The sequence below is a fragment of the Pseudomonas sp. Teo4 genome, assembly GCF_034387475.1.
Classification (GTDB): Bacteria; Pseudomonadota; Gammaproteobacteria; order Pseudomonadales; family Pseudomonadaceae; genus Aquipseudomonas.
In genome coordinates this window covers 1,684,400-1,700,389 of the sequence record NZ_JAXCIL010000001.1, presented here as the reverse complement: position 1 = coordinate 1,700,389, position 15,990 = coordinate 1,684,400, and the positions used below count along the sequence as shown (strand labels likewise).

Annotated in this window: 17 protein-coding genes; 14 read left to right on the top strand and 3 right to left on the bottom strand. The window is 63.5% G+C overall.

Annotated elements, in window-relative coordinates; all coding sequences use genetic code 11:
• Positions 1–16 precede the first annotated feature (16 nt).
• Both PspTeo4_RS07815 and rfaD read left to right on the top strand, forming a co-directional pair.
• Positions 17–706, top strand: a complete 690-nt coding sequence (locus tag PspTeo4_RS07815; protein WP_322363130.1) for a CerR family C-terminal domain-containing protein — start codon at positions 17–19, stop codon at positions 704–706.
• Between the two features lie 112 nt (positions 707–818).
• Positions 819–1,850 carry an ADP-glyceromanno-heptose 6-epimerase gene (gene rfaD / locus PspTeo4_RS07810; RefSeq protein ID WP_322363129.1) on the top strand — a complete coding sequence of 344 codons (1,032 nt, stop codon included), beginning with the start codon at positions 819–821 and terminating at the stop codon, positions 1,848–1,850.
• A 4-nt stretch (positions 1,851–1,854) separates the two neighbouring features.
• Here rfaD and PspTeo4_RS07805 read toward each other — a convergent pair whose 3' ends face one another.
• On the bottom strand, positions 1,855–2,436 hold the full coding sequence (locus tag PspTeo4_RS07805; RefSeq protein WP_322363128.1) for a nucleosidase: 582 nt from the start codon (positions 2,434–2,436) through the stop codon (positions 1,855–1,857).
• A gap of 343 nt (positions 2,437–2,779) precedes the next feature.
• Here PspTeo4_RS07805 and PspTeo4_RS07800 point away from each other — a divergent pair, with 343 nt between their 5' ends.
• A complete protein-coding gene (locus tag PspTeo4_RS07800; RefSeq protein WP_322363127.1) occupies positions 2,780–3,574 on the top strand; it encodes a formate/nitrite transporter family protein in 795 nt (264 codons plus the stop codon).
• Positions 3,575–3,607: 33 nt separating this feature from the next.
• On the opposite strand, the gene paaX is transcribed toward PspTeo4_RS07800, so the two are convergent.
• The gene (paaX, locus tag PspTeo4_RS07795; protein WP_322364812.1) at positions 3,608–4,531 is read right to left on the bottom strand and encodes a phenylacetic acid degradation operon negative regulatory protein PaaX; all 924 of its coding nucleotides are present in this window, start codon (positions 4,529–4,531) and stop codon (positions 3,608–3,610) included.
• A 77-nt stretch (positions 4,532–4,608) separates the two neighbouring features.
• A complete protein-coding gene (gene paaY, locus PspTeo4_RS07790) occupies positions 4,609–5,208 on the bottom strand; it encodes a phenylacetic acid degradation protein PaaY (RefSeq protein ID WP_322363126.1) in 600 nt (199 codons plus the stop codon).
• A gap of 353 nt (positions 5,209–5,561) precedes the next feature.
• Between paaY and paaF the strand changes: the two genes are divergently transcribed.
• The 11 genes from paaF (at position 5,562) to paaE (ending at position 15,878) form a co-directional block, all read left to right on the top strand.
• A complete protein-coding gene (gene paaF / locus PspTeo4_RS07785; protein WP_322363125.1) occupies positions 5,562–6,335 on the top strand; it encodes a 2,3-dehydroadipyl-CoA hydratase PaaF in 774 nt (257 codons plus the stop codon).
• Between the two features lie 36 nt (positions 6,336–6,371).
• Complete coding sequence (gene paaG, locus PspTeo4_RS07780; protein ID WP_322363124.1) at positions 6,372–7,163, top strand: 2-(1,2-epoxy-1,2-dihydrophenyl)acetyl-CoA isomerase PaaG; 792 nt, start codon at positions 6,372–6,374, stop codon at positions 7,161–7,163.
• A gap of 2 nt (positions 7,164–7,165) precedes the next feature.
• Positions 7,166–8,683 carry a 3-hydroxyacyl-CoA dehydrogenase PaaH gene (paaH, locus tag PspTeo4_RS07775; RefSeq protein ID WP_322363123.1) on the top strand — a complete coding sequence of 506 codons (1,518 nt, stop codon included), beginning with the start codon at positions 7,166–7,168 and terminating at the stop codon, positions 8,681–8,683.
• Positions 8,676–9,131: a hydroxyphenylacetyl-CoA thioesterase PaaI gene (gene paaI / locus PspTeo4_RS07770; RefSeq protein WP_322363122.1), complete on the top strand. Its 456-nt coding sequence runs from the start codon at positions 8,676–8,678 to the stop codon at positions 9,129–9,131. The genes paaH and paaI overlap by 8 nt, the downstream gene beginning before the upstream one ends.
• Positions 9,124–10,344, top strand: coding sequence for a 3-oxoadipyl-CoA thiolase (gene pcaF, locus PspTeo4_RS07765; protein WP_322363121.1), 1,221 nt, complete (start codon positions 9,124–9,126; stop codon positions 10,342–10,344). The genes paaI and pcaF overlap by 8 nt, the downstream gene beginning before the upstream one ends.
• Positions 10,345–10,457: 113 nt before the next feature.
• Entirely contained in the window at positions 10,458–11,777 is a 1,320-nt protein-coding gene (gene paaK, locus PspTeo4_RS07760) for a phenylacetate--CoA ligase PaaK (protein WP_322363120.1), read from the top strand.
• Positions 11,778–12,202: 425 nt separating this feature from the next.
• Positions 12,203–13,192: a 1,2-phenylacetyl-CoA epoxidase subunit PaaA gene (gene paaA, locus PspTeo4_RS07755; RefSeq protein WP_322363119.1), complete on the top strand. Its 990-nt coding sequence runs from the start codon at positions 12,203–12,205 to the stop codon at positions 13,190–13,192.
• Between the two features lie 25 nt (positions 13,193–13,217).
• Complete coding sequence (gene paaB / locus PspTeo4_RS07750) at positions 13,218–13,499, top strand: 1,2-phenylacetyl-CoA epoxidase subunit PaaB (RefSeq protein ID WP_322363118.1); 282 nt, start codon at positions 13,218–13,220, stop codon at positions 13,497–13,499.
• Between the two features lie 8 nt (positions 13,500–13,507).
• Positions 13,508–14,266, top strand: a complete 759-nt coding sequence (gene paaC / locus PspTeo4_RS07745) for a 1,2-phenylacetyl-CoA epoxidase subunit PaaC (RefSeq protein ID WP_322363117.1) — start codon at positions 13,508–13,510, stop codon at positions 14,264–14,266.
• Complete coding sequence (paaD, locus tag PspTeo4_RS07740) at positions 14,253–14,786, top strand: 1,2-phenylacetyl-CoA epoxidase subunit PaaD (RefSeq protein ID WP_322363116.1); 534 nt, start codon at positions 14,253–14,255, stop codon at positions 14,784–14,786. Before paaC ends, paaD begins: the two co-directional genes overlap by 14 nt.
• Before the next feature lie 15 nt (positions 14,787–14,801).
• Positions 14,802–15,878, top strand: a complete 1,077-nt coding sequence (gene paaE, locus PspTeo4_RS07735) for a 1,2-phenylacetyl-CoA epoxidase subunit PaaE (protein WP_322363115.1) — start codon at positions 14,802–14,804, stop codon at positions 15,876–15,878.
• The last annotated feature ends 112 nt before the right edge of the window (positions 15,879–15,990 follow it).

Here is a 15,990-nt window from a genome sequence, read left to right as displayed (position 1 = left end):
CTGACAGGAGAGCGATGTGAAAGCGCAGACGCGACGCCGCCAAGACACCAATGGCGGGTACCAATGCGGTGATGACAGCAGCGCACGGTTGCTGGCCGTGGCCCTCGAACGCTTTGGCGAACAGGGCTTCGAAGGCGCGTCTACCCGCGACATCGCCGAGCGCGCAGGCCTCAATGCGCCGGCCCTCAACTACTACTTCAGCAACAAGCGCGGGCTTTACCTGGCGTGCGTGGACTACATGACCCACCACATCAGCGAGGCGCTGGCCCCGGCCATCTCGCAAGCCGAAACGGTCATCGCCGCGGGTGCTGAACCGGATGCGCTGATCGATGCGTTCTGCACCCTGCACCGCAGCATTGCCGAACTCATGCTGCGTTCACCGGAAACCGCCAGTTGGCGCAAGTTCCATGCCCGCGAACAGGCAGGGTTGGGGCCGGGCGACGGCGAGCGACAGGTACATGAATTGGTCGGCCAGCGCCTGCTGGCGGTGACCTGCGCACTGGTTGCGCGCTTGCGCGGTCAGGCAGAAATCGACGAAGCAAGCACCCTGCGGGCGATCACCCTGCATGGCCAGTTGCTGCCGTTCCACCTGACCCCAGGTATGACGCTGCAAGCCCTGGGCTGGGCTGATTTTGACGGCGAACGCTTCGAGCGTGTCATCGAAATGGTGTGCGAGCAGACCCGCACGCTGTTGCGCAGCCTATGAACAGCGGCGCCGACAACCTTGGACAACCGGCGGATTCATTGATCCTGGTTAATGTTTGAGCAAATCCCCTTCCTTAAAATACGGGCTCCGCACCCGTACAAGGGGACTTGGCATGACCATTATCGTGACCGGCGCCGCGGGGTTCATCGGCAGTAACCTGGTTCAGGCGCTCAATCAACGCAACGAAACCGAGATCATCGCCGTCGATGATCTGACCGATGGCGACAAATTTCGCAACCTGGCCGACAGCGACATCGCGGATTACCTGGACAAGGGCGATTTCCTCGAGCGCTTCAGCCGCGGCCAGTTTGGCAAGGTACGCGCCGTGCTGCATCAAGGCGCATGCTCAAGCACCGTCGAGAATGACGGGCGTTTCATGATGGACAACAACTACCGTTTCAGCCGCGATCTGCTTGACGCTGCTCAGGCCCAACGAATTCCGTTGCTGTATGCCTCTTCGGCTGCGGTCTACGGCGCTGGGCAGGATTTTCGCGAGCAGCGCGACTGCGAACTCCCGCTGAATGTCTACGGCTACTCCAAGTTCCTGTTCGATCAGCATGTGCGCCGGCAACTGCAGGCGGCGCGCAGCCAGATCGTCGGGCTGCGTTACTTCAACGTGTACGGCCCCCGCGAACAGCACAAAGGCGCCATGGCCTCGGTGGCCCTGCACTGCTTCAACCAGTACCAGGCCAAGGGCAAGGTCAGCCTGTTCGGCACCTATGGCGATTACCCCAGCGGAGGCCACTTGCGTGACTTCGTTTCGGTGGAGGATGTGGTCAAGGTCAACCTGTTCTTCCTGGATCACCCGAACCTGAGCGGCATCTTCAATGTCGGCAGCGGTCGCGCCCAGCCGTTCAACGATGTTGCCCTGGCCGTGATCAACCGACTGCGCGAGCAGCAGGACCAGCCACCGCTTTTACTGGATTCAGCCTTGCGTGAAGGTATTCTGGAATACAGCGAATTTCCCGATCACTTGCGTGGCAAGTACCAGTGCTACACCTGTGCCGACCTGGAGCGCTTGCGCGCCCTGGGATTCAAGGCACCTACTCTGACAGTCGAGCAAGGCGTGGCCCGCTACTGCGACTGGTTGCAAGGTACCCAAAGCCCGCCGCCTGCTCCTTGCAAGCAAGCGGCGGCAGCTTGACACGTCAGTCGAACAGCACGCGCTTGAACGCTTCGGCGGCCAGGTGCACCTGCACCGACCAATCATTCGCTGCGTCGTCGCCGGCATCGTCGGAAATGTACTTCAAGCACACGAAAGGAATGCCCTCATCACGCGCGATCAGCGCCAATACATAGGCTTCCATGTCGACCACGTCGTAAGGGGCTTCGCCGTGGTTGGTCTCGAAACTGTCGCCGCTGCCGCAGATTCCCTGGGCAACGCCCGGTAGCGCGTGGCCATGCTCCAGCACCACTGGCACATCCGACAGCGGTGTCTGGTAGCGGGCGAAGCCCAGTGGTGTCACGTCCATGTCGCGCTGCACGAACTGGGTGCAGCACACCAGGCTCCCCTTGCCATGCCCCTGACTGCCGGCAGACCCAAGGTTGACGATGAGCTTGGGCTTGCGCTGCTGAATCGCCTTGGTCAAGGCGATGGCGGCGTTGACCTTGCCGATGCCGGTGAACACGGTGTTCATCTCGGTAAACAGGTTGCCAGCTTCTGCTTCGAGGGCGAACACGAACAGGGTGTCCGCCAGGGCGATATCAGGGAACTGCTGGGTAAGCATCATGGTGCGGCTATGTCCGAGTGGTTTGCGAAGGGCGCGGCCATTGTCGGCGAACCTCGGTCAATTGCAAGCCTTGGGCAATGCCAGGCCGGTCATAGACGATATCGATCAAGTCATCCGACCTATCGATTTGACTGCGTCAATTTGCCCCAGTTAACGTGGTGTTCCCCGAAGATGTTGATTCATGGATGCCTGTTGGTGTGTTCCCGCCGTTGAACCGTTCCGACTTTCACCACGCCTCACGGATGCCTTGCCGTGGTGTGGCATTGTGTCTTTCCACCCCAAAATGACCTCCCGGCTTGCCATTGAAGGCCTGAGCCGTCGTCCCTGCGTTCGAGTTCTATAAATGTCTATAAATACCCCTTCCCAGATCACCGAGCTGGTTATCGAAGCCGGTGCCCGGAAGGCGCAATTGCCCACCCGAGCCATCCTGATTCTCGGCTTTCTGGCCGGCGCATTCATTTCACTTGGGTTCCTGCTGGCGATTCATGTCAGCACCATGATCCCTGCACCCTGGGCTTCTTTCGGCAACCTGTTGGGCGCTGCGGTGTTCCCCATGGGCCTGATCCTGGTGATTCTGGCAGGGGGTGAATTGCTCACCGGCAATATGATGAGCCTGCCGCTGGCCATGTTCGCCCGGCGCATCGGCCTTGGCGCGGTGGCTCGCAACTGGCTGTTGGTGACCTTGGCCAACCTGATGGGCGCCCTGTTCGTCGCCTACTGTTTCGGGCATCTGCTGGGCTTGTCCGAAGGCCCTTACCTGAGCAAGACCTTGAGCGCGGCCACCAGCAAGGTCAGCGCCGACTTCCTCCACGCATTCATCTCGGGTATCGGCTGCAACTGGCTGGTGTGCCTGGCGGTGTGGCTGTCGTACGCCAGTCGGGAAGTCAGTGGCAAGATCCTCGGCATCTGGTTCCCGATCATGGCCTTCGTGGCCATCGGCTTCCAGCACGTGGTGGCCAACATGTTCCTGATTCCGGCTGCAATCTTCGCCGGCTACCTGAGCTGGGGCCAACTGGTGGAGAACCTGGTGGCGGTGTTCCTGGGCAATGCGGTAGGCGGTGCGATTTTCGTCGGGCTGGCCTACTACGTGTCGTACGGCATCAAGGTCGACGCCGCGCCGCAGGCGCAAACCCCGTAATGGAAAAGCGCCCGGCCATCGCCGGGCGCGTCCTCACGCCAGGCCGCCAAAGCGCTTGTAGAAACTCTCTCCCACTTCCGGCAACGGCCCGTCCGCGGTTTCCAACGCGCTGTTTAGCCATTCTTCAGCCTTGGCAAACACCAGGCGATACAGGTTGCGGCACAGTTGCCGTGCAGCCCTGCCCTCCCAGTCCCCAGGCAACAGCTCGTCCGGCAACTGCGGGTCACGCAGCAGCAAACGGCGGTACTCATGAATCAGCAGGGTCCGCGCCAGGAAGCAGTCCTGAGCGTCCAGCTGTTCCTGTTCCTTCAGTCCCTGCCACAACGGCCTGAACAGGCGAATGAATTCACTGTAGTGCTGCCCCAGCTCATCGATACGCCAGCTCTCGCGCACCTGCGCGCGCATGGCCTTGGAGGCCAGTACTTCCTGGGCGTGGGTTTCGAAGACGATGCTGTCCTCATCGGCCTCCAGCTCGCGCAGCGTGGCGGCGAGGTCAGTACGGTCGGCACGAGGGCACCCCAGCACGTTGGGGGCGATTGCGCCAAAGCCTTGCCACTCCAGCTCTTCGCGCACCGCTTTGCGCTTGGCCGCGTCGAGCTGTGACAGCAGCACCAGGGTCCAGGCACCGTCCCAGGCCGGCTGGCTTGGGCTGTAGACCCGCTTGAAGGCCTTTTCGAAACGCCGCCGGCCAGTACCGGTCAGGCTGTAATAGCTGCGTCGGCCAACCTTTTCGGCCGTGAGCCAGCCTTCTTTGGTGAGGCGAAAGATCGAAGTGCGGATCAACCGCTCGTTGATGCCGACCGGCTCCAGCAGGTTGATCAGACTGCCCAGCCACACCGTGCCGCCGTGGGGCTCGATGGCATCGCCGTACAGGGTGATGATCAGCGAACTGGCGCGGATCGGCGTCTGTTCCTGGAAACGGGTGATCAGGGTGTTGAGTGGGGCAAGGTTGCTCATGGAGGAACTGTGCGCAGAGAAAGCACCGACTATACCTGCGCGGCGGGTCGCCTGGCCATTGCGCGGCGCAACCAGGCTCATGCGCCCGCCTCGTTCTTCGGCCTGAAGCCCGAGTCGCCCATGCGCGGGCGCTGTTCTTCCACTTCGCTCAGCGGTGGGCATTCGACCAGCGCCGTCATGCAGCGTCGGGTCAGTTGCTGATACTCCTCGGTGCCACGCTGCTTCCAGGCTACTTCCTGTTCGCTCAAGGGGCGCTTGACCTGCGCTGGCGAACCGACCACCAGGCTTTGCTCGGGGCATTCGAAGCCGGCCTTGACGAAGGCCGTGGCAGCGACGATGCAACGAGGCCCGATGCGCGCGCCATCCATGACCACCGCGTTCATCCCCACCAGGGCGTCTTCACCCACCTGACAGCCATGCAGCACCGCACCATGGCCAACATGGCCGTTGCGCTCGATGACCGTGTCGCCCCCCGGAAAACCGTGCATTACGCAGGTGTCCTGAAGGTTGGCGCCCTCCTTGAGCACGATTCGGCCGAAGTCACCCCGCAACGAAGCCAGCGGGCCGACATAGCAGCCGGGGCCGACGATCACATCGCCGATCAATACCGCGCTGGGGTGCACGTAGGCGGTTGGATGAACGACGGGGGTCAGCCCATCCAGTCGGTAGCAAGGCATTTCAAACCTCCTGAAATGATTTGGAGTGTCGACTGATCTTGTATCATTTCGTAATTTTTAGTCAATTGGCTTTATCCGTGTATCGCTTTTGCGGCGAGGCTCAAGGCATAGGAGAAGCGGGGAAAATCTCGCTTAAAGCCCTTGACTGCAAGGTGTCTACCGGTTGCCCCTGTTTTCCAGTGAGCCTTGGTAACGAATGTAAGGATACACAAATACACTTTTGCGCTTGATTGTGTGTATCGCATTAGGCATATACTGGATTACCTGAGCGCGGCCACACGCCGTGCCCCTGCAGACAATTCCAATAAAGCCGGCCACCCACTGCGCCGAGCGAGCAGCCTGAGGAATCCGACATGCCTCGTTACCTTGATGTGCAAGCGCCTGAAGACGGCGTGCGTCTCATCACCTTGCAACGGCCTGAAGCCCTCAATGCCCTGTGCACCGAGCTATTGGCGCAGCTTGCCGCCGAACTTGAAGACGCCGAGCGCGATGAGCAGACCCGCGCCGTCGTGCTCACCGGAAGCCGCAAGGCGTTCGCCGCCGGCGCTGATATTCGCGAAATGGCCGAACGTGACCTGGTGGGCATCTTCAACGATCCCCGTGTGGCGCACTGGCAGCGCATTGCCGCGTTCGGCAAGCCGCTGATCGCTGCGGTGAACGGCTATGCCCTGGGCGGGGGCTGCGAGTTGGTGATGTGCGCCGACATCGTCATCGCTGGCGAAGATGCCCGCTTCGGCCAACCGGAAATCAACCTCGGCATCATGCCCGGAGCCGGCGGCACCCAGCGCCTGCTGCGCGCTGTGGGCAAGCCGCTGGCCATGCAGATGGTGCTGACCGGCGAAGCCATTACTGCGCGGCATGCGTTGCAGGCCGGCCTGGTCAGTGAAATCACTCAACCGGAATTGACTGTCGAGCGCGCCTTGCAGGTCGCCCGCAGCATCGCCGCCAAAGCCCCCCTGGCAGTGCGTCTGGCCAAGGAGGCACTGCTCAAGGCCGGCGATACCGACCTTGCCAGCGGCCTGCGCTTCGAGCGCCACGCGTTCACCCTGCTCGCCGGTACCGCCGACCGCGACGAGGGCATACGCGCCTTCCAGGAAAAACGCCCGGCCCGGTTCACCGGCCGTTGACCCACCCTTCTTTACGTTCGACACAGCGAGCCTGCCATGACCTTCGAGCACATCTTGTTTTCCATCGAGGACGGTGTCGCCCTCCTCTCACTGAACCGCCCGGAACAGCTGAACAGCTTCAATACGCAGATGCACCTGGAAGTGCGCGAAGCCCTCAAGCAGGTTCGCCAGAGCGCCGAAGCCCGGGTTCTGTTGCTGACCGCTGAAGGCCGAGGCTTCTGCGCGGGGCAGGATCTGTCAGATCGCAACGTAGCGCCGGGTGCGGCGATGCCCGACCTGGGCGAGTCCATCGACAAGTTCTACAACCCGCTGGTGCGCGCCTTGCGTGACCTGCCAATGCCGGTGGTGTGCGCCGTCAATGGTGTTGCCGCAGGCGCCGGGGCAAACATCCCCCTGGCTTGCGACCTGGTGCTGGCGGCCCGTTCGGCCAGCTTCATCCAGGCGTTTTGCAAGATCGGCCTGGTGCCAGACTCCGGTGGAACCTGGCTACTGCCGCGACTGGTCGGCATGGCCCGCGCCAAGGCTCTGGCTTTGTTGGGCGAACGCCTGAGCGCCGAGCAGGCTGAACGCTGGGGAATGATCCACCGGGTGGTCGACGATGCAGACCTGCGTGACGAAGCGCTGACCCTCGCCCGCCACCTGGCCACCCAGCCCACTTATGGCCTGGCCTTGATCAAGCGCAGCCTCAACGCCAGCTTCGACAATAGTTTCGATCAGCAACTGGAGCTCGAACGCGACCTGCAACGCCTGGCCGGGCGCAGCGACGACTACCGCGAGGGCGTCGGTGCCTTCATGAATAAACGCACACCTGCGTTCAAGGGGCGTTGAACATGAGCGCACTCGCAATCACAGCCCAGGTCGCCGTAATCGGTGCCGGCGCCATGGGCGCAGGCATCGCCCAGGTCGCCGCCCAGGCTGGCCACCCGGTCAAGCTGTACGACAACCGCCCCGGCGCTGCCGCTCAGGCCATTGCAGGCATCGACCGCCAACTGGGGCGCCTGGTCGAGAAAGGCAAGCTGCAGGCCCCGGCCCGCGAAGCCATCATCGCCCGGCTGCAACCGGTCGAAGCCATTGCCGACCTGGCCGACGCCCGCCTGGTGATCGAAGCCATCGTGGAAAACCTGCAGGTCAAGCAAGACCTGCTGCGCCAGCTAGAAGCCCTGTGCGGCGAGGACTGCATTCTGGCCAGCAACACGTCGTCCTTGTCCATCACCAGCCTGGCGGCCGGTTTGCAGCGCCCGTACAACGTGATCGGCATGCATTTCTTCAACCCGGCACCGCTGATGGCACTGGTAGAGATCGTTTCCGGGCTGGCGACCGACCCGGTATTGGCGGATGCCCTGTACGACACCGCCAAGGCCTGGGGCAAGCAGCCGGTGCACACCCGCTCTACCCCGGGTTTCATCGTCAACCGCGTGGCCCGGCCGTTCTATGCCGAAAGCCTGCGTCTGCTGCAGGAAGGCGCCGCCGATTGCGCGAGCCTGGATGCGCTGCTGCGCGAGGCTGGTGGTTTTCGCATGGGCGCGTTCGAGCTGACCGACCTGATCGGCCACGACGTCAACTATGCCGTGACCTGCTCGGTATTCGATGCCTTCTATGGTGACTTCCGCTTCCAGCCCTCGCTGGTGCAAAAGGAACTGGTCGACGCCGGTCGCCTGGGTCGCAAATCCGGGCACGGGTTCTACAGCTATGCCGAAGGTGCCGAGCGTGCGCAACCTGCAGAACTGCAAAGCGCGGCAATAGCTGATGACTGCGTGGTCGAAGGCCACTTGGGGGTGATGCAGCCCTTGGTCGAACGCTTGCGTAACGCTGGCGTAAGTGTCACCGAACGTGCGGGCAAGGGCCTGTTGCGCGTCGGCGACGCCACCTTGGCCTTGAGCGATGGCCGCCTGGCCAGCCAGCGCGCCCAGGAAGATGGCCTGAGCAACCTGGTGCTGCTCGATCTGGCCCTGGACTACGCCAATGCAAGCCGCATTGCCATCAGTTGCGCCGCAGGCACCTGCGCCGCCGCCCGTGATCAGGCCGTGGCCCTGCTGCAGCGCGCAGGCCTGCGGGTGACGGGCGTGGCCGACCTTCCAGGCCTGGTGGTGCTGCGTACGGTGGCCATGCTCGCCAACGAGGCTGCCGACGCGGTGCTGCAAGGCGTCGGCACGGCGGCAGACATCGACCTGGCCATGTGCGCCGGGGTCAATTACCCCTGCGGCCCGCTGGCCTGGGCCGACCGTATCGGCGTCGATTACACCCTGCGCGTGCTCGACAACCTGCAACGCAGTTACGGCGAAAGCCGCTACCGCCCTTCTCTGCTGTTGCGCCGCAGCAATGCCAATGGAGGCCGCCTGCATGACTGACCTGCAACGTACACCCGATGAACTGGCCCAGGCCTGTGCCGACGCCATGTTCTCCCGCGACCAGGCCAGCCAGGGCCTGGGTATCCGTTTGCTGGAGGCCGGCGCGGGCCGCGCGCGCCTGGGCATGGCGGTGCGCGCCGACATGATCCAGGGCCACGGCACTTGCCACGGCGGCTTTCTGTTCGCGCTGGCCGACTCGGCGTTCGCCTTCGCCTGCAACAGCTATGACGAGGCCACCGTGGCCCTGGGCTGCAGCATCGACTACGTCGCCCCCGCACGGCTTGGCGACCAGCTCACGGCAACTGCGATCGAGCTCAGCCGCAAGGGCCGCACGGGCTTGTACGACGTGCGCATTGAAAACCAGCAAGGCGAGCTGATCGCCCTGTTCCACGGCAAATCCTACAAAGTGCGCGGCGCAGTGCTGACGCAGGAGAAGCAAGATGACTGAACCCACGCGCTTCGATGCGCTGATCATCGATGCAGTTCGTACCCCTATCGGCCGTTACGGCGGCGCCCTGAGCGCGGTGCGTGCCGACGACCTCGCCGCAGTGCCGATCAAGGCCTTGATCGAGCGCCACCCGGAACTGGACTGGCAGGCCATCGACGATGTGATCCTCGGTTGCGCCAACCAGGCCGGCGAAGACAACCGCAACGTGGCACGCATGGCCACGCTGCTGGCGGGCCTGCCCATCGAGGTGCCGGGCACCACCATCAACCGCCTGTGCGGCTCGGGGTTGGATGCCATCGGCAATGCCGCCCGTGCTTTGCGCTGTGGCGAGGCCGGGCTGATGCTGGCCGGTGGCGTCGAGTCGATGTCGCGTGCGCCCTTCGTGATGGGCAAGTCCGAGCAGGCGTTCGGGCGCAGCGCCGAGCTGTTCGACACCACCATCGGCTGGCGTTTCGTCAACAAGCTGATGCAGGCCGAATACGGCATCGACTCCATGCCCGAAACCGCCGAGAACGTTGCAGCCCAGTTCGGCATTTCCCGTGCCGACCAGGACGCCTTCGCCCTGCGCAGCCAGCAAAAGGCCGCCGCAGCCCAGGCCAATGGCCGCCTGGCACAGGAAATCGTGCCGGTTGAGATCGCCCAGCGCAAAGGCCCGGCCAAGCGCGTCGAGCAAGACGAACACCCGCGCGCCGACACGACGTTGGAGCAGTTGGCCAGGCTGGGTACGCCATTTCGCGAAGGTGGCAGCGTCACCGCCGGCAACGCCTCGGGCGTGAACGACGGTGCCTGCGCGCTGCTGCTGGCCAGCACCGCAGCGGCCCAACGGCATGGCCTCAAGGCCCGCGGTCGAATCGTCGGCATGGCGGTGGCGGGCGTCGAGCCACGCATCATGGGCATCGGCCCGGTACCGGCGACGCGCAAGGTGCTCGAGCTGACCGGGCTGTCCCTGGCCGACATGGATGTCATCGAGCTCAACGAAGCCTTCGCCGCGCAAGGCCTGGCGGTGTTGCGCGAACTGGGCCTGGCCGATGACGACAAGCGGGTCAACCCCAACGGCGGCGCCATCGCCCTGGGGCATCCGCTGGGCATGAGTGGCGCGCGCCTGGTCACCACAGCCCTGCAAGAGCTTGAAAACACCGCTGGTCGCTATGCCCTGTGCACCATGTGCATCGGCGTCGGCCAAGGTATTGCCATGGTCATCGAGCGGCTCTGACCAACGGTTTGTTACCGAAGACGGCGCAGCCGGTTATGCTGCGCCCATGACACTCACGGCCCAGGCGCTCCCTATAGAAGCCGCCGGCGTACAAGAACAATTCGAGTGAAGCCATGAACATGTACCATGATGCCGATCGTGCCCTGCTGGACCCGATGGAAACTGCCAGTATCGACGCCTTGCGCCAGCACCAGCTGGACCGCCTGCGTTGGAGCCTGAAGCACGCTTACGACAACGTGCCGCTGTACCGCAAGCGCTTCGATGAATGTGGCGCCCACCCCGACGACCTGAAGTCGCTGGACGACCTGGCGAAGTTCCCCTTCACCGGCAAGAACGACTTGCGCGACAACTACCCCTACGGCATGTTCGCCGTGCCCCAGCAAGAGGTGGTGCGCCTGCATGCCTCCAGCGGCACCACCGGCAAGCCCACGGTGGTGGGTTATACCCAGAACGACATCGACACCTGGGCCAATGTGGTTGCCCGCTCGATCCGCGCAGCCGGTGGCCGCAAGGGCGACAAAGTGCACGTCTCCTATGGCTACGGCCTGTTCACCGGCGGCCTGGGTGCCCACTACGGCGCCGAGCGTCTGGGGTGCACGGTGATCCCGATGTCCGGTGGCCAGACCGAGAAACAGGTGCAGCTGATTCGCGACTTCCAGCCCGACATCATCATGGTCACGCCGTCCTACATGCTGAACCTGGCCGATGAGATCGAACGCCAGGGCATCGACCCGCACGACCTCAAGCTGCGCCTGGGCATTTTCGGCGCCGAGCCGTGGACCGACGAATTGCGACGTTCCATCGAGCAGCGCCTGGGCATCGACGCCCTGGACATCTATGGCCTGTCGGAAATCATGGGGCCGGGCGTGGCCATGGAGTGCATCGAGACCAAGGACGGCCCGACCATCTGGGAGGACCACTTCTACCCCGAGATCATCGACCCGGTAACCGGCGTAGTGCTGCCAGACGGGCAGCTGGGCGAGCTGGTGTTCACCTCGTTGAGCAAAGAGGCACTGCCAATGGTGCGTTACCGCACCCGCGACCTCACCCGCCTGCTGCCCGGCACGGCAAGGCCGATGCGCCGGATCGGCAAGATCACCGGGCGCAGTGACGACATGCTGATCATTCGCGGGGTGAACGTGTTCCCGACGCAGATCGAGGAGCAGGTGTTGAAAATAAAACAGCTTTCAGAGCTTTATGAGATCTATCTGTATCGCAATGGTAATTTGGACAGCGTCGAGGTGCATGTCGAGTTGCGTGCCGAATGCCAGCACCTGGACGAGGCGCAGCGCAAGCTGATCACCGGTGAACTGACCAAGCAGATCAAGACCTACATCGGCATCAGCACCCAGGTGCGGCTGCAGCCCTGCGGGACGCTCAAGCGTTCTGAAGGTAAGGCTTGCCATGTGTTCGACAAACGGTTGGCCAGCTGAGATTTCAGCTGCCTTTGTGGCCCCGGCTTAGTCCGGGGCTTTTTTTTGTCCGTCGTAAAAGTTTCGGCGCCGGCAAGATCGAGCGCCGCCCGCGCGGCGCATCGCGAGCAAGGCTCGCTCCTACGTTTGTTTACGGCCAATAACACCTGTGACAGACGCGCGCGACCGCCTTGTTTGTACGACTCGATATCAAGCCATGCGCCAAGGCGTTCGCGCGCAATTCCCACAGGCATAACTGGCCCGAAACAAACGTAGGAGCGAGCCTTGCTCGCGATGCGCCGCGCGGGCGGCGCTCGATCTACGCCCCACCGCAAAACCCGAGCCAGGCAAAGCGATACACAAATCTTATCTGATACACATAAAACTGTTTGACGTTATGTTTTGTATCGCTTACAAATGACTCATGCCTTAGCAGGAGTCGGAACATGTACGCACAGCTAGTGGAAACCGGAGTCAAACGCGTCAAGTCGCTGGAGGAGATGTCGCCCGAAGAGCGCAACTTCCAGGAAAAGATCGACGCTGAAATCAAGATCGAAGCCAAGAACTGGATGCCCGAGGCGTACCGCCAGACCCTGATCCGGCAGATCTCCCAGCACGCCCACTCGGAAATCGTCGGCATGCTGCCCGAAGGCAACTGGGTCACCCGCGCCCCGAGCCTCAAGCGCAAGCTGCAACTGATGGCCAAGATCCAGGACGAAGCCGGCCACGGCCTTTACCTGTACAGCGCCATGGAAACCCTCGGCGCCGACCGCGACGAAGAGATCGCCAAGCTGCACAGCGGCAAGGCCAAGTATTCAAGCATCTTCAACTACCCGACCCTGAGCTGGGCCGATATGGGCGCCGTGGGCTGGCTGGTCGATGGCGCCGCCATCGTCAACCAGGTGGTACTGCAGCGCACCTCCTATGGCCCCTACTCGCGCGCCATGATCCGCATCTGCAAGGAAGAGAGCTTCCACCAGCGCCAGGGCTACGAGCTGCTGCTGACCATGATGCGCCACGGCACCCAGGCCCAGAAGGACATGGTCCAGGACGCCATCAACCGCCTGTGGTGGCCGGCGCTGATGATGTTCGGCCCAAGCGACGAGCACTCGCCCAACAGCGCCCAGTCGATGGCCTGGAAAATCAAGCGCCAGACCAACGATGAACTGCGCCAGCGCTTCATCGACCAGACCGTGCCGCAACTGGAGCTGCTCGGCTGCACCGCACCAGACCCGGACCTGAAGTGGAACACCGAGCGCGGCCATTACGACTTCGGCGAAATCCAGTGGGACGAGTTCTACGAAGTCATCAAGGGCAATGGCCCCTGCAACCAGGAACGCGTCGCCACCCGGCGCAAGGCCATCGAGGATGGTGCCTGGGTTCGCGAAGCGGCCGTGGCCTATGCACGCAAGCAACAGAACAAGAACGCCGCCTGAGCGGCGATTGATGCGGAGATCGAAAATGTCTGTCTGGACCCTCTTTGAAGTGTTCGTGCGCAGCAAGCACGGCCTGAACCACAAGCATGTCGGCAGCGTGCATGCCGCCGACGCCGCCATGGCGATCGAAAACGCCCGTGAGCTGTACACCCGCCGCAGCGAAGGCGTGAGCCTGTGGGTGGTGCCCTCGGCCCTGATCACCGCCTCTTCGCCCGACGAAAAAGACCCGCTGTTCGTGCCGTCCGACGACAAGGTGTACCGCCACGCCAGCTTCTACGAGCTGCCCGACGAAGTCGGACACATGTGAGGCCCGCCATGCACAAACAAGACCTCATTCCGTATCTGCTGTTGCTGGGTGACAGCGCCCTGATCCAGGGTCAGCGCCTGTGCGAGTGGTGCGGCCACGCCCCCGCCCTGGAAGAAGAACTGGCGTTGATGAACGTCGGCCTCGACCTGGTTGGTCAGGCTCGCAACTGGCTGGAATATGCCGCCGAACTGCTCGATGACGGCCGCGACGCCGATGCCCTGGCGTTCCGCCGCGACGAGCGAGCGTTTCGCAACTTGCTGCTGGTCGAGCAGCCCAATGGCGACTTCGCCGTGACCATGACCAAGCAGTTCTTCTATGACGCCTGGCACTTTGCAGTGCTGCAGCAGCTGCAGGCCTCCAGCGACGAACGTATCGCTGGCATCGCCGCCAAGGCTCTGAAGGAAGTGACCTACCACCTGCGCCGTTCCGGCGAGTGGGTCCAGCGCCTGGGTGGCGGTACCGACGAGAGCCGCCGCCGCATGCTCGAGGCGATCCCGGCGCTGTGGCGCTTTACCGTCGAGCTGAACGCCGGTAGCGACAGCGAAGTGCGTCTGGCCGAGGCAGGTATCGCTGCCGACCCGGCTCACGTGGGTGCGGCCTGGCTCAAGCAGGTAAGCACCGTCTTCGCATCGGTCGAACTGCCGTTGCCCAAGGCCGCCAGCCACTTCTACCTGGACGGGCGCAAAGGCCTGCACACCGAACACCTGGGCCTGCTGCTGGCCGAGATGCAGTTCCTGCCAAGGGCTTATCCCGATGCAACCTGGTGAGCTGATTACCAGCGACCGCGGCGCCCGCGCGCTGCAGGGCAATGACCTGACCCGCGCCTGGGCGGTGCTGGAGCAGGTCATGGACCCGGAAGTGCCTGTGGTCAGCGTCGTCGACCTGGGGATAGTGCGCGACCTCGACTGGCGCGCCGGCCACCTGCACCTGGTGGTGACGCCCACTTACTCGGGTTGCCCGGCCACCGAGGTGATCGAGGGTGACATTCGCCAGGCCCTGGAGCAGGCCGGCTTTGCCGCGCCAGACCTGGAGCGTCGACTGACCCCGGCCTGGAGCACCGACTGGATCAGCCCCCAGGGCCGCGAACGCCTGCTGGCCTACGGCATTGCCCCGCCCCAGGGCAGCGCCAGCAAGCGCAGCCTGCTGGGTGAGTCGCCCCAGGTGTGCTGCCCGCAGTGCGGCAGTGGCCACACCGAACTGCTCAGCGAGTTTGGCTCCACCGCGTGCAAGGCGCTGTATCGCTGCCGCGAGTGCCTGGAGCCATTCGACTATTTCAAATGCATTTGAGCCGTGGAGACCACCATGAGCCAGTTTCACAGCCTGACCATCAAGCAAGTGCGCCCCGAGACCCGCGACGCGGTGTCCATTGCCTTCGACGTGCCTGAGCACCTGCAGGAGGCCTTCCGCTTCACCCAGGGCCAATACCTGGTGATGCGTACCCAACTGGACGACGAAGAAGTCCGCCGCTCCTATTCGATCTGCAGCGCAGTGCAGGATGGCGAGCTGCGCGTGGCCGTCAAGCGCGTGCCGGGCGGGCGCTTCTCGGCCTTCGCCAATGAAGTGCTCAAGGCTGGCCAGCAGCTTGAAGTTATGCCGCCATCCGGCAGCTTCTTCGTGCCGCTGGACCCATCGCGTGAAGGCAACTACCTGGGCGTGGCCGCCGGCAGTGGCATCACCCCCATTCTGTCGATCATCGCCACCACCCTGGCCAGCGAGCCGCACAGCCGCTTCACCCTGCTCTACGGCAACCGTTCAAGCTCCGGCGCACTGTTCCGCGACAAGCTCGAAGACCTCAAGAACCGCTACCTCGACCGCCTCAACTTGATTTTCGTGTTCAGCCGCGAGCAGCAGGACGTCGACCTGTACAACGGCCGTATCGACGCCGACAAATGCGGCCAGCTGTTCTCCCGCTGGATGGACGTATCCAGCCTGGACGCCGCGTTCATCTGCGGCCCGCAGGCGATGACCGAAACCGTACGCGACAGCCTGCAGGCCAACGGCATGGCCAAGGACCGCATCCACTTCGAGCTGTTCGCCGCCGCCGGCAGCGAGGCCCGTCGCGAAGCCCGCGAGGCGGCGCGCCAGGTGGATTCGGCGCTCAGCCACATCACCGTGATCAGCGACGGCCGCGCCCTGGCCTTCGACCTGCCACGCAACACCCAGAACATTCTTGATGCCGGCAACGCCATCGGCGCCGAACTGCCGTACTCGTGCAAGGCCGGTGTGTGCTCGACCTGCAAGTGCCGGGTGATCGAGGGCGAGGTGGAGATGGACAGCAACCATGCCCTGGAGGACTACGAAGTGGCGGCCGGGTATGTGCTGTCGTGCCAGACCTACCCGGTGAGCGACAAGGTGGTGCTCGACTTCGACCAGCTCTGACACCGCGTCGGCCCTATCGCCGGCAAGCCGGCCCCCACATGGATTGTGCGGAACCTGTGGGAGCCGGCTTGCCGGCGATAGGGCCCTGAGCCACACCGCAACACCCGCGTGA